At 59.4% G+C, this 13,289-nt stretch carries 9 protein-coding genes and 1 pseudogene; all 10 read right to left on the reverse strand.

The window, feature by feature from the left end; translation table 11 throughout:
- Positions 1-24: 24 nt before the first annotated feature.
- On the reverse strand, positions 25-1,350 hold the full coding sequence (locus FKV68_RS22940; RefSeq protein ID WP_180942257.1) for a dicarboxylate/amino acid:cation symporter: 1,326 nt from the start codon (positions 1,348-1,350) through the stop codon (positions 25-27).
- 415 nt (positions 1,351-1,765) lie between these two features.
- Positions 1,766-1,976 (reverse strand): annotated as a pseudogene (locus tag FKV68_RS22945) (ISNCY family transposase); the annotation flags it as partial.
- 1,843 nt (positions 1,977-3,819) lie between these two features.
- Positions 3,820-4,320: a hypothetical protein gene (locus FKV68_RS22950; RefSeq protein WP_180942258.1), complete on the reverse strand. Its 501-nt coding sequence runs from the start codon at positions 4,318-4,320 to the stop codon at positions 3,820-3,822.
- Between the two features lie 245 nt (positions 4,321-4,565).
- On the reverse strand, positions 4,566-5,093 hold the full coding sequence (locus tag FKV68_RS22955) for a UPF0262 family protein (protein WP_180942259.1): 528 nt from the start codon (positions 5,091-5,093) through the stop codon (positions 4,566-4,568).
- Positions 5,094-5,596: 503 nt separating this feature from the next.
- Positions 5,597-7,240, reverse strand: a complete 1,644-nt coding sequence (locus FKV68_RS22960) for an MFS transporter (RefSeq protein WP_180942260.1) — start codon at positions 7,238-7,240, stop codon at positions 5,597-5,599.
- A gap of 496 nt (positions 7,241-7,736) precedes the next feature.
- Positions 7,737-8,516, reverse strand: a complete 780-nt coding sequence (locus FKV68_RS22965) for a helix-turn-helix transcriptional regulator (RefSeq protein WP_246452689.1) — start codon at positions 8,514-8,516, stop codon at positions 7,737-7,739.
- Positions 8,517-8,746: 230 nt separating this feature from the next.
- Complete coding sequence (locus tag FKV68_RS22970) at positions 8,747-9,313, reverse strand: UPF0262 family protein (protein WP_180942262.1); 567 nt, start codon at positions 9,311-9,313, stop codon at positions 8,747-8,749.
- On the reverse strand, positions 9,313-9,894 hold the full coding sequence (locus FKV68_RS22975; protein ID WP_180942263.1) for a UPF0262 family protein: 582 nt from the start codon (positions 9,892-9,894) through the stop codon (positions 9,313-9,315). The genes FKV68_RS22970 and FKV68_RS22975 overlap by 1 nt, the downstream gene beginning before the upstream one ends.
- Positions 9,895-10,277: 383 nt before the next feature.
- Positions 10,278-11,687: an aldehyde dehydrogenase family protein gene (locus FKV68_RS22980; RefSeq protein WP_180942264.1), complete on the reverse strand. Its 1,410-nt coding sequence runs from the start codon at positions 11,685-11,687 to the stop codon at positions 10,278-10,280.
- 132 nt (positions 11,688-11,819) lie between these two features.
- Positions 11,820-13,223 carry an aspartate aminotransferase family protein gene (locus tag FKV68_RS22985; RefSeq protein ID WP_180942265.1) on the reverse strand — a complete coding sequence of 468 codons (1,404 nt, stop codon included), beginning with the start codon at positions 13,221-13,223 and terminating at the stop codon, positions 11,820-11,822.
- Positions 13,224-13,289 lie beyond the last annotated feature (66 nt).

Here is a 13,289-nt window from a genome sequence, read left to right on the forward strand (position 1 = left end):
CCGTGCGTTGCCCTGGGAGGCAGCTTATTCGGCGGGCTGGACGGCCGCTGGGATGGTTTTGACCGGCACTTCACCCGCAAGTGCCGCAGAAAGTTGCGCCTGGTCGAGCTCGCCTTCCCACCTCGCGACGACCATCGTCGCAGTTGCATTACCGATAATATTGGTGAGCGCGCGGCATTCGGACATGAAGCGGTCGATGCCGAGGATCAGCGCCATGCCGGCGACCGGTACCGACGGGACGACCGAGAGCGTTGCAGCGAGCGTGATGAAGCCCGCGCCGGTGATGCCGGCAGCCCCCTTCGAGCTCAGCATGGCGACAAGCAGCAGCAGGACCTGGTCACCGAGCGACAGCGGGATATCGGTCGCCTGCGCGATGAAGAGCGCGGCAAGCGTCATGTAGATGTTCGTGCCGTCGAGGTTGAAGGAATAGCCGGTCGGGATGACGAGACCGACGACCGAGCGTTTGCAGCCCGCCTTCTCCATCTTGTTCATCAGGCCCGGCAGTGCCGCCTCCGAGGAGGACGTGCCGAGCACGAGCAGCAGTTCTTCCTTGATGTAGCGGATGAGCGCGACGATCGAGAAGCCGTTGTAGCGTGCGACGGCGCCAAGCACGATGAAGACGAAAAGGAAGGAGGTGAGATAGAATGTGCCGATCAGCATCGCGAGATTGGCGATCGACGCCACGCCGTACTTGCCGATGGTGAAGGCCATCGCACCGAAGGCGCCGATTGGGGCGGCCTTCATCAGGATCGCCACCAGGCGGAAAATCGGCAGCGTCAGCGCATGCAGGAAATCGACCACCGGCTGGCCTTTCTCGCCGACCATGGCAAGCGCGATGCCGAACAGGACCGAGATGAACAGCACTTGCAGGATGTCGCCCTCGGCGAAAGCGCTGACCAGCGTCGTCGGAATGATGTTCATGAGAAAGCCGGTGATCGACTGTTCATGCGCCTTCTCGGTGTAGGTGGTGACCGCCTTCATGTCGAGCGAGGCCGGATCGATATGCATACCGGAGCCAGGCTGGACCACATTCGCGACCACGAGACCGACGATGAGCGCGAGCGTGGAGAAGGTCAGGAAGTAGATCATCGCCTTGCCGGCAACGCGCCCGACCTTGGCGAGATCGGTCATGCCGGCAATACCGGTCGCGACCGTCAGGAAGATGACCGGCGCGATGATCATCTTGACGAGCCTGATGAAGGCGTCGCCCAGCGGTTTGAGCTCGGTGCCGACATCCGGATAGAAATGCCCCAGCAGGATGCCCGCAGCGATCGCCGCGAGAACCTGGACATAGAGATGGCGGTAAAGGGGTGTCTTGCCGCGGACCTCCGCGGAATGTTGTGCGATCATGATATCCTCCACGCGGGCCTAGTCCGGCAACAGGCCGGGCCTCCCAGGCCACTTTTCCGAAGACCGACAGCACCCGCTGCCTTGTAGACCTATCGAGCAAATGGCATGCCAACCGACCGCGGCTCGTTTAGCACCCTGAAATATTGAGGCATTTATCTTCGAGCGCTGGGAGCGCAAAACAATCGTGTGCGGAAATCCGCAAGATCGACCGGGCATGGGCGAAAACATACACAATGCTGCCATATTCAGACCGGCCACGGACGACCTTCGCGCATCGGCGCTCGCGTGCGGCAAGGACGGTCCGTGCCCATGCTTTCGGGACGCGGGCCGGCGGCTATCCCGGGCGGAGGGAACCTTGCCGACGTAACCGAGGAATTGCAAATAAGATTAAACAGGACATGACGACTCAGAACACTCAGCCATGCTTCACGTCGTCATCCTTACTTCCAGCGATGACGTTGCCCGGCTTGCGACCCCGCGGCGTATAGCCGTTCTTCTCGCTATTGGTCCTGACCTTCGGTGACGCCTGCTGCTGCCGCTCATTGATGTGGGCCAACACATCGGAAGGCCGCTTGTTGTCAGTGATTGCTGCATGGGTCGCGCTGATCTCTATCGAACACGCGGTAGGCAGGCTTGGAGAGGAAGAGCGAGCGCCTTGAGCGCGTTCACCACTTGCGCGGTCAGTTACGCGAGATCCTGCCCAAGTGCAGGAGAGCCCGTGTGTCCTCGACCAAGCGGAGTCCGCTATAGGTTCGCCAAGCACAGTTGCGGAAACCTCAACTGAGGAACACTTGCCGGACTACTACACTCGGCGCACGGGGAGAAGTGCGCCGTTTCTCTGTACTACGAGAACGCTTGTTCCTCATTCATTTGAGCTAAGCATGGATGTTTTTGACCGTGTTCCGTGCGCGAAGCGTTCCGCAACTGTTCCCGGTTATTTCAGATTTTGCTGGATTTTCGCCTAGCCCAACCTGGGTATCCACGCCTGCCGAGACAGCCCTAGGAGTTGGCCGGCATCATTGGCGGTACAGGGGGTGGCGCCTCATCCGCTGGTTTGATCGCCAGAATACTCATCAAGATGACAATGAGAATGCCTATGAGCGCTAGAAAGCCGATTCCAGATTTATCCATGCCCCATCATGGAGAGGCGAATGAGAGCAAAACGCGGCGGTCAGCGGCGCAGACCTTCACCAATCCCCGTCTTGGTTAATTTTGCCTGAACCCGACTCGTTGTTCCGCCTCCTAATGATGTCGCGTAAGGCAGCCGTCCGGAAAACCGGACCTGCCGTGGGTCTCGTGGTCGAAGCGACGGGCGTATTGCCGGAAGGTCGTTTGGTTGTGCCGGGCCGTGGACTAATACGTAGGCCGAGGCCTTCGTGCAATCGCTCACGCTTCTGATAGCCATTGCTGGCTGCAATCGCGAGTGCCGAACATATGGTCCGCCTGGTCAGTGCGGTGAGTTCCTCATCATCGACGAAAGCTTCGAGGAAGTCGTTCCATTCGTCAGCGGTGCGGCGAGCATGGGCAAGGATTTGCTCCAGCTCTTCAATTCCGTCGCGGGTAAGCGCGGTTATTGCCTCGTCCGGCCCGGCTACGACTCAGTCCTCCTGGCTTGCGCTATCCTCAAGCTTCTTCAAGAGCACAAACCCAATCCTTTTGGGCTCTGCTTCCTCCGCCTTTACAGCGAACAAAATGACGCTGACTTGACTTATGCATGCTGCAGCAATTGGGTAGGCCAACCCTTGCCATCACGACCATGAAATGCAAGCGGCAGGGCCTGGATTAAGTGAATGTGTGCCTAGGCAGAACGCTTTAAGGGGTCAATCCGACTCCATCGTTTGCTGCGTCTGATTCACTCTCAGGACCCTCCGCGAGGCAGAGGGTGCTGGCTTACTATCCTGGGATCGCTCCGAAAGTTCTGGGAGTACCTGCTGGTGCACATGGTGTCAGGTTGGCCCCTGCGACGTGTTCACAGGGGCCGGCGTTCAATTTTTTACTTATTAGGCATACCTGATGAGCCTCCAGGTAACAGCCTCCCCCCTGTAGGGAGGCATACGGTTGCCCTTCGCGAAAGGACCGGTGGTGGTCGGCGAGCCGACGACCTCCCAGTCTCCACTCTCGGGGCAAGTTTCGCCTGTCCGGGCCGTCGTTCCAATGGGCTTCTTCATTACATTCACTCCCGCGACTGGTTGATCAAATTGCCTTTAGGAGTAAAATCCAATGCTCTGTGGGCCTGGTAAAACTCCGCGAGGCCGATTAGTCTGACGGTGTCGCGAGCCAACCAGACCAACCGAGAGGCGAGGCCGCTGGCGCGGTCTCGCCTTTTTCTTTGCGAGACAAAGTCCCGCTGTCAGAGCGGCTGCCCTGTTCTCAGACTTGATCGATTGGGCCCGTGCAAACCGAGAACTCCCCTTTTTCGTCGATCCGTTGATACTTCTCTCCGCATTTCAAGCCGAGGAGAACTTACACCTACCCACGCATCCTGATGATAACGTCACTGGGCAGCCATCCCCAGCTTCGAGCCGGCCAATCTGAAGGGATCAACTTCTCACCTGTCTCGGGAGGCCAATGCCCAACCGCCGCGATGTAGTCTGCGTTCTCTTGAGATATGCGTGCTCGATCAAGATAACCTGAAGCCCCGCCCGACGAGTTGTTCCTTCGAACGGGAATCTGACGATCCGCTGCATGGCCGCCGTCGGTGAGCAACGCTCTGAGCGGAAAGTCGGGGGAGATTTCCGCGATTGTGAGGTGCAGCCATAGCTGGCTCAAGTTCAATCGTGAAAGGACGTCGATCCAGGCTTTCAGGGTTTTCCAAAGCTTCACGTTCGTTGTCGTTATCGCCGCATGCTTTGCGGCCATCAAATGCTTGAGCTGCTCCGGCATGGTGATGTCGCTCACCTTGATGACGACATCATCGAGCGGTTCAAGGTAGACGGAAGAAGGAGGTGAAAGTGGTGCGAGCAGAGGCATAGATACCATCTAGTATGATAATGCGAAGAATTCAATTAGGCGATTGCTTTAATATTTGTAGAGAAGATTTATGTCAAGCATCAACCACTCACATATAAACGTTATTCCGCAATATGGCGGCGAGGGCGCGCGGTATAAACATATTTCACCCTTGCGATTTCGCGCTTCATGCCAGAATATACTCTGGCTAAGGCGAAAATCGAATAATCTCTATTATAGAACGGCGCGGGGTTGAGGTTGCTCCACTAGTCTGTTTTGCGCGTCAAATGACCCCCTCCAAGCAGTTGCTGCGAGACAAGCAGATGGATCAGGGTGAACAGCCGGCGGGCTGTCCCCCGATCGATCTCGATCTTCAATTTGAGGCGTTGTATCAGCAGTGCGGAAGCTTCGTCGTGGATGGTACGCCGTCCCATGTCAATGGCTTCCAGCCGATCGGAGGTGAGCCGCGCCTCGGTGCTTGCATAGCTCTCGCAAACAAGTCGGTAGTCCATGAGCAGCCGGCGAAATGACGTGAGCGATAGGTGATGGCACAGAACCGGTGCGCCGTTCTCGGCGGTGACCGACATCACCAGTCGCCTGTCCACCAGGGACAGGCGCAGCCGATAGGGACCGCCGCGATGCTCGATGGGCGCGAACCTGTTGTTATCCAGCAGGTCGAAAATGGCGACAGCTTGCTCGCGTTTTTGTGTTGCATCCGTGTGGCAGCCCAAAGGCGGATCGAGCGAAATAGCGCAGAGCCGAAAAAGGGATGGAGCGGTTCTCGCGCAGGTCATCGCGCACTGCCTCCCGGAGCAGTGGCGACTATATTCGCCCGACCGAGCCTGTCCGCCGAAGCACAAGACGTGGCTGCCGCCGGAACGGGTCCGGCGACAGCCACTTTGCCCTGGGAGGCTGGGCAAAAGGAAAATCTGTACGAAAACCTTGTTCCGCGAATTCGACGCGGAAACCAGAGCCGGTCCTTATCGCTGTGCAGTCGCTTCCGAACGTCAGCGCCACCGTGGGGATCGTCTTGGCGAAGCGCCACAAGCGTCGCCGGCGGCCAGGCGGTGGCACGGACACCACTGCAAACCGAAGAAAAAGCGGCTGCCGTCGGGACCTGTTCGACGGCAGCCAAGTGGCCCTGCGCGGCTGGTGCTGATGCCATTCGCAGGTCAGGAGCTTGTTCAGCTCGATGCTGACGAAGGTCGATCGTCGAGGGTTTAGCAAAAGTGCTGACGTCGCACATAGGATGCACGTATTGCCGATCTTCGATCTTCTGCTTCATCTCAAGCGCACCTCAGGGACGTGAGACACGCGTTATCGGCTGACTACGGGTGCGAACCCAGGTTGTCGCTCGCTCGATCGCCAGCACGGTCTCAGGGGCGCCCATCCCATCATGAAGGGCGGCAAGTCGCTCGCTGAGTTCGTTATCGGCTGCCGAAAGCCGATGGTTCAGACGAAGATAGTCCATCCATGTCGGCGTCCGGAACGTCTCCGTCCATCGATTTGGGGTCAGCAGGTTGCGCTGGAGCGTCCAGTTGCGTGCCCCCGCCTGGCTCTGGATGCGCCGCCGCTCGCGCATGCACTCGAGAAAGGCCTCGAGATCCTGCTCCGCTATGGCGTATTCGACTTTGACGACGATAGGTCCGCTTCTCGGCTTCAAGTCGAGTGCGAGCGACGGCGGTACGAACTCCGGGGCGTCTTTCTCCGATTCTTCCCATAACTCTATCGGCAGCACGAACACTGCGGCGGCCACCAGGAGCAAAACCGCAGCGGCACCCTCGAAAGCTATCGTCAGGACGTAGTTCTGGGCAACGGCGCCCCAGATCCAACTGCCTGCGGCCATGCCGCCATAGGAGAGGGCGTAGTAGATCGAAAGCGTCCGGCCGACGACCCATCTTGGGCTCGACAGCTGAATCGCAACGTCAATTCCGGTCCAGGTGAGGAGCCAGCCCGCACCGCCGATTGCCAGCGCAAGGGCTGCAACGGAGATCGACGCCGTGAGAGGAAGCAGAAAGCAACATACTGCACAGGCAACGGATGCAAGTGCGACGAGCCGGTCCTGAGAGACGATCTGTCTGAGGTAGCTGCTGCTGAGACCAGCCGTAAAGGCACCAATGCCGAAAGCAGCCAGGAGGGCACCGTAAACGATCGGACCGCCCTCCAAATGATCCCGGACGATCAGGGGCAGCAGCGCGAGGATGGAGATGCTCGCCACTCCAAACAGCGTCCCGCGCACGATTGCCGCCCTGATTTCCGAGGACATTGCGGTGAAGCGCAGCCCATCATGGATGGCCGTCGCGACGCGCTCGCGGGGCAGCGAGGACGAGCGCACGTGCCATTTCGAGCGCGATATAGCGGCAAGCGGGATCAGATCGCTCAGCGCCGCCAGGACGAAAGCGGCAAGTGTCCCGAAGAAGGCCAGGATAGCGCCGCCAATGGCCGGGCCTGTGCTTCGAACGATGTTATACCCAACCGACATCAGCATCACCGCCGCCGGGATGTCGCGCTTTTCCAGAATATCACCGACAGAGGCGTGCCAGGCCGGATCGTTCAGGGCAAAGCCGCATCCGGCCAGGAAACCGAGCCCCAGGATCAGCCATGGACTGACGAGGCCCAGTGCGACGGAGATTGCCAGAGTCAGAGAGGCCAAAGCAATCAGGAGGTGCCCGGCGAGCATCACGCCCCGTCGGCTGAAACTGTCGGCAATGGCTCCGGCGAGGATGGACAGGAAGAATGCGGGCAGCGTGGATGAGGCCTGCACGAGCGCGACCATGAGCTCGGAGGTCGAAATCGTGGCCATTAGCCAACTGATGGCCGTTGTCTGCACGAGCCAACCCAGGCTGGAAATCTGGGTGGCCGTCCAGATTGAACGGAATACCGGGTTCTGAAGAGGGGCTAGCGCCGTCGAAATGGCCGGACGAGAGTCTTCACGCTGCATGGTGTTTGTTTACCTTCGACGAAGCGATCATTTCAGTCGCTGGTTCAAGGGCTCGAACAGCGCCACGCCCAGAAGAGGGCCGCCCCGACAGCGTCGCCTCAGCAAACACATGCTGTCGACGAAATTCCCAACTAGGAGGCGTGCCCTGCGCTGTCTATACGGGAAGCGACGTGAGTTTCCCTTTTGCCTGGTTGTGTCTGGCAATTTTCTCGTGGGATTAGCAGCGGCGCTTGAGCTCTGTTGTAACAGGTGGGTGTCAGCGAACCGCAAGCCAACTCCGTCCGATCTGCTCGCGCATGAAGCCTGGTCGAGCACAATGCTGGCGGCTCAATCGTCGGCCCCAGGATTGGTTCCTCAAGAGTGGTGCGGGGCCGCGGCGACGAAAAGGGCGGGGGTAGGACAACAGAGGGATGGTCAAGAAGATGGCGGTATACCCGCGGTAGCCTGCGGGACCGCAACCGCCCGCAAAGGCGGGCAGAAAAAAGACACATGATTATTATGATCGGAGATCGTCGTTTTCACTATTCTCCATCTCACCCTCATCGCGTTCGAAGCGCAGTGTGGCCGAGGGGCTGCAGCCGTAGGCTCTCTTGTAGAGAACCGAGAAGCGGCTGGGATTGGAAAACTGAAGGCTCATCGCCAAGTCGGTTATACTCGTCATTCGGCCGGCCCTGATCGCGCCATGCGCTGCAGCCAGCCGGTAGCTACAGAGAATGCCAATGGGCGAGTCTCCGCGATAGCTGCGGAACATCCTCTGCAGCGCCCGCGGGCTGCAGCCTGCAGCGACCGCGAGATCGTCGATCGTTATCGGGTTGGACAAGTTCTCCCGCATGAAGGCTTCGGCCTTGAGGAGTTGCCTTGGTGCATCCGACAGAGTTCCGCGCCCGAATGCCTCGGCGAGATTGTGCGGCGTCTTGGCAAACAGCTTCGCCAGTGCCAACTGTTGGTAGGCTTTTGCCAATAGCGGTCTCTCCTCAGAAGAGGCGGAAGATAGATCCTCTTCTGCCTGTCTGAGCGTTCGATAAAGGCCCAGCCCATCTCCTTCACAAAACCTGATCGGCGGCAGCACGAATTCCTGGACATATGGCCGCCCGGTCAAGTCCTCAAAGTGTCGCCGCAAGGTGGGCTCGGGAATGTGGAACGCCAACCACGAACTGTGGGGTTCGATAGCCAGACGTTTTCCAGAACTTTCGCAGGCGCTTGCAACGTGGTTCGCGGGGATGGACAGAACCTTGCGCGTCGCGCGATCGCCGATTTCAATCGCACCAGCCAGCACGAAATAGATACTAACGCGCGCCGTATTGCGTCTGGCGACGGCGCCGATACCGACGGAATGCTTGACGGTCACTATCGAGCTTGAGTGTAGATATTGTCGCCTGAACTTGAGAGAGCAATCCTCATCCGAATGGGCCGTGATCGTCCACCGCCAAGTCGGTTCGACGGCATCAAGATTGCGCCGGATCGCATCGTTCGAACTTGCTTCGAAGCCAGTACTTCTGAGCACACTCATCGGCTATGGTCCTTGGTGATCAAACCGCGACGGGGTAGCTGATGGCGCGGTCCTGCGCCTTGGCTTTCACTGCTGGAGAGTGCGATCGGCGATCTTCGCATGAGCAGCACGTAGATCAACGTGAACAGTCGTCGGGCGGTGTCTTTGTCGACGAGCACCTTGGCCGCGAGGCGCTCTCTCAGCACTTCGGCGGCGTCGTTGTGAATGGCACGACGGCCCATGTCGATTGCTTCGAACCTGGCGGGGCTCGCGCCCGGCATTGCGTCGTAGAAACTCTCGCAGCTCAGGATGTAGTCCTTGAGCAGCCGGCGGAAGGGAGCGAGCGACAGAAAATGGCTCATGACATGCGCTCCCGCCTCGGTTGAGATATGCAATGCTAGCTGCGCCCCCGCCAAGGCGAGGCTGAGGCGATAGGGTCCGCCGTCATGACCGGCCGGAATGAAGGTGTTCTTCTCTAGCAGGTCGTAGACGGCAATGGCGCGTTCGCGCTCGAAGTGGGGATTGCGGCTGCTGAACGAGCCGCCAAGCGTCACATGGCCCAGTCGGAAAGCGGCGGCACTCATCAACGTTGCCCCGCTCGCGAGGCTTCAATGCCGATGGCGATGCCCACTCCAGCACCGGTGCAGAGCTTGCTCAGACCGTGTTGTAGCACTTCTGGGACCGCTGCCGGGTGGCGTTCTGCAAAGAGCGCGTAAATCAACGTGAACAGCCGCCGAGCGGTATTTTTGTCAACAGCAATCTTCGGTGCGAGCCGCGCTCGAAGCAGGCCGGAGGCGTCGTCATGAATTGCCCGACGGCCCGTGTCGATTGCTTCGAGCCTTTGGGTGTTCGGCTGTGTCAAGGCATTGGCATAGCTTTCGCAGATCAGGAAGTAGTCCTTGAACAGCCGACGGAACGAAGTGAGCGATAAGGAGTGCCTCACCACATGCGCGCCGTTCTCCGCAGTGATATGCAGCGCCAAGCGTGAATCTGCCAATGCAAGACTGAGACGATAGGGGCCGCCCTCATGACCGACGGGAACAAAGGTGTTGTACTCAAGCAAGTCATCGATGGCGATCGCTTGTTCGCGCTTTAGGTGCGAGTTGCGGCCGCTCAAGGAACTATCAAGCGACACGTCGTAAAGCCGGAACATGGCGGCGGTCATCGACGTCCCATCCGGTCGCAAGGATGCAATGCACATGGCGATGGCTCTTCGCCGGCCATTGCAGAGCTTCGCCAAGCCCGATTGCGGCGGTTCGGTCTCATTCGGCTGAAAGGTGTCAAGATTGAGTAGCTGGGCATGGTTTCATAAATCTTCTGAGCACGTTCTTCCGGTATGTTTCCGAACTTGAGGCTGACTTGGGCCCGAGTCGTTATGTTATAACATCGCATAATCTATCTTATGGAACTTCGATCTCAGGTTGGGCGGTCTGCCATAATGCTGAGCAGCCGCAGTGAATAAAATTGCGTGACTGCTGCCGAAACATCGGACGACAGTCACGCTACCTTGGAAGGTAAAATATGTTGTCGGCCGCCCTGCCACGCTTGTCACCGCCGATTGATGCAGATGACCTTTGGCTGGGTCATGTCTTCATAGGCGAAGCGGACGCCCTCGCGGCCCATGCTGCCGTATTTGAAGCCGCCGAAGGGCATGGCGTCGAAGCGGTAGTCGGAGGAGTCGTTGATCATGATCCCACCCGTTTCGATCCGGTTGGCTGCGTCGAGCGCGACATTGAGATCGTTGGTGAAGATGCCGGCATGTAGGCTGTAGTCGGGAGCATTGGCCATCTCGATCGCCTCATCGGGCGTGTCGAAGGGCGCCAGCATGACCACGGGTGCGAACACTTCCTCAAGCCACAGGCTGCAGGTCAGCGGCGTGCCTTCGAGAACGGTTGGATGATAGAGCGATCCCTCACGACGGTGGCCGCAAAGCAGCCTGGCGCCCGCATTGAGGGCTTCGTTGACGGCTGCTTCGGTGCGTTCCGCGACCTGTTTGGAGATCATCGGACCGACGTCGGTGTCCTCCTGCAGCGGGTCTCCCGCCTTGAGCTTCTGTGTTGCTGCTACAAAGGCATCGCGGAAGCGGTGGTAGAGCTCGGCCTGGATCAGGATGCGCTGCGCACCTATGCAGTTTTGGCCCGCAGCCCAGAAGGCGCCGGAGACGCAACCCTCGACCGCCTTGTCGAAGTCGCAGTCCTTCATGACGATCACCGGGGCATTGCCGCCGAGCTCCATCGCGAGCTTCTTCAGGCCCGCCGCGCGGCTGATTGCCTCGCCGGTGGCAAAGCCGCCGGTAAAGGAGACCATCCGCACCTCGCGTGCAGAGATCATCGCGGTCACCAGTTCTCTGTCACCATGGGAGGCGGTGATGACCTCCTGAGGCAGGCCCGCCTCACGTAGCGCTTCGACCAGCTTGATCGCCGAGAACGGTGTCAGGTTTGATGGCTTCAGCAGCACTGCGTTGCCGCCGGCAATAGCCGGGCCGAGCTTGTGCGCGACAAGGTTGAGAGGGTCGTTGTAAGGGGTAATGGCGGTGATAATGCCGAGCGGCTCGCGCGTGAACCAGCCTTGGCGTTGTTCCGATCCTATATAGGCGTCGAAGGGCACGATCTCTCCGGCATTGCGCTTTGCTTCTTCGGCTGACAGCTTCAACGTGTTGACACAGCGCAGCACTTCCTTCCGCGCCTGAACGATCGTCTTGCCGGCTTCGCGGACGATGGTCTCGGCAAAAGCGTCGCGACGGCTCTCGACAATCCGCGCGGCACCTTCCAGGACACTCGCCCGTTTGTGCCTCGGCAGATTGCGCGAAAGCTCGGCGCCGCGGCGAGCGGCTGCCAGCAGTTGATCGATCTCCGCAGGATCGGTCGCCTCGACCGATCCAAGCAGCGACCCGTCATAGGGGTTATGAACAGAGATCGGCGCCAGGCTGGTTTTCATGTGGAGTTTGGCGGCAGTCATGTGGCTAGGTTCCCTATTCTTGATTGACCTCCCCTCTGGAGGTCGAGTTTGTCCGCAAGGCAAGGGTGATCCCCCGCCCCGTTTCGGCTGCCACGCAGCCGGCATCACCGGCCGCCATGGTTTGACGATCGATCAGACCTTCTGGCTGTCGCGTACCAACTCATCCATGACGGAGCGAACGGCCGTCTCAGCGATCGAAACGATCTCGTCGACTTCCGCCGTGGTGGTCACGAGCGGGGGAGCAAAACCCAGGATATCACCATGCGGCATGGCGCGGGCGATCAGGCCGCGGTCACGAGCGGCCTTGGAAACGCGTGCACCGACCTTCAGCGACGGATCGAAACGCTTCTTGCTTTCACGGTCGCCGACGAACTCTATGGCGCCCATCAGGCCGACACCGCGCACTTCACCGACGATCGGCAGCTGTGCAAACTTTTCCTTGAGCTGGGCCTGGAAATAGGCGCCGACTTCGCGGGCGTTGCCGGGCAGGTTTTCCTTTTCGACGATGTCGAGGACCGCATTTGCGGCGGCCGCGCCGATCGGGTGGCCGGAATAGGTATAGCCGTGCGAGAACGCGCCGACCTTGTCGGCCCCCTCTTCCATGACCTTGTAAACCTTCTCACCGACGATCGAAGCCGAAAGCGGGAAGTAGGCCGATGTCAGACCCTTGGCGACCGTGATCAGATCGGGTTCGATGCCGTAGTGCTGCGAGCCGAACATCGAGCCCGTGCGGCCGAAGCCGGTGATCACTTCGTCGGCGATCAAGAGTACGTCGTGCTTTCTGAGCACCGCCTGGATTGCTTCCCAATAGCCTTCCGGCGGAGGCGTGATGCCGCCTGTGCCCAAAACCGGCTCAGCGATGAAGGCGCCGACATTGTCGGGACCCAAGCTTTCGATCAACTGATCGAGCTCGGCAGCGCGACGGACGGAGAATTCCCGCTCCGTCTCTCCGGGATTAGCACCCCAGTAGTGGTGCGGCACGCCAGCATGGACGATCTGCGGCAGCGGCAGGTCCATATGGTCGTGGTAGAAGCTCATCCCGGTCATCGAGCCGGACACCACGCTGCAACCATGATAGCCGCGTTCGCGCGAGATGATCTTCTTCTTCGTCGGCTTGCCGCGCAGGTTGTTGTAGTACCAGACGAGCTTGGCTTGGGTCTCGTTGGCGTCCGAACCGGACATGCCGTAGAACACCTTGCTCATCTTGCCGGGCGCCATCTTCACGAGGCGGTCGGAGAGGATCGCAAGCTCGTCCGTCGTGTGCGCAGCGTAGGAGTGATAATAGGCCAAGCGATAGGCTTGGCGCGAGATCGCCTCGGCGACTTCCGTGCGGCCATAGCCAACGTTGACGCAATAGAGGCCGGCAAAGCCATCGATCAACTGATTGCCATGCGCGTCCTGGATGCGAATGCCCTTGGCCGTGTCGACGATCGTCGGCTCGCCAAGCTTTCCGGTCGCAAAGTCCTTCAGCTGCGTGAACGGATGCAGCACAGAATTGCGATCTTTCTCGGCGACTTCCGCAGTACTGATTGTCATGTTTATTTGCCTTTTTTGTTAATGGCAGGCACGGCGCCAGTGCTCTCAAGAATGAGTTACGCCCCG

Origin of the sequence: Sinorhizobium mexicanum, from assembly GCF_013488225.1 — a bacterium.
GTDB lineage: Bacteria > Pseudomonadota > Alphaproteobacteria > Rhizobiales > Rhizobiaceae > Sinorhizobium > Sinorhizobium mexicanum.

Bases quoted from the DNA above. Each gene is read 5' to 3' on its own strand.
- FKV68_RS22960 (WP_180942260.1), bottom strand. From the start codon at position 7,240: ATGCAGCGTGAAGACTCTCGTCCGGCCATTTCGACGGCGCTAGCCCCT.
- FKV68_RS22955 (WP_180942259.1), bottom strand. From the start codon at position 5,093: ATGACCTGCGCGAGAACCGCTCCATCCCTTTTTCGGCTCTGCGCTATT.
- FKV68_RS22975 (WP_180942263.1), bottom strand. From the start codon at position 9,894: ATGACCGCCGCCATGTTCCGGCTTTACGACGTGTCGCTTGATAGTTCC.
- FKV68_RS22950 (WP_180942258.1), bottom strand. From the start codon at position 4,320: ATGCCTCTGCTCGCACCACTTTCACCTCCTTCTTCCGTCTACCTTGAA.
- FKV68_RS22980 (WP_180942264.1), bottom strand. From the start codon at position 11,687: ATGACTGCCGCCAAACTCCACATGAAAACCAGCCTGGCGCCGATCTCT.
- FKV68_RS22970 (WP_180942262.1), bottom strand. From the start codon at position 9,313: ATGAGTGCCGCCGCTTTCCGACTGGGCCATGTGACGCTTGGCGGCTCG.
- FKV68_RS22940 (WP_180942257.1), bottom strand. From the start codon at position 1,350: ATGATCGCACAACATTCCGCGGAGGTCCGCGGCAAGACACCCCTTTAC.
- FKV68_RS22985 (WP_180942265.1), bottom strand. From the start codon at position 13,223: ATGACAATCAGTACTGCGGAAGTCGCCGAGAAAGATCGCAATTCTGTG.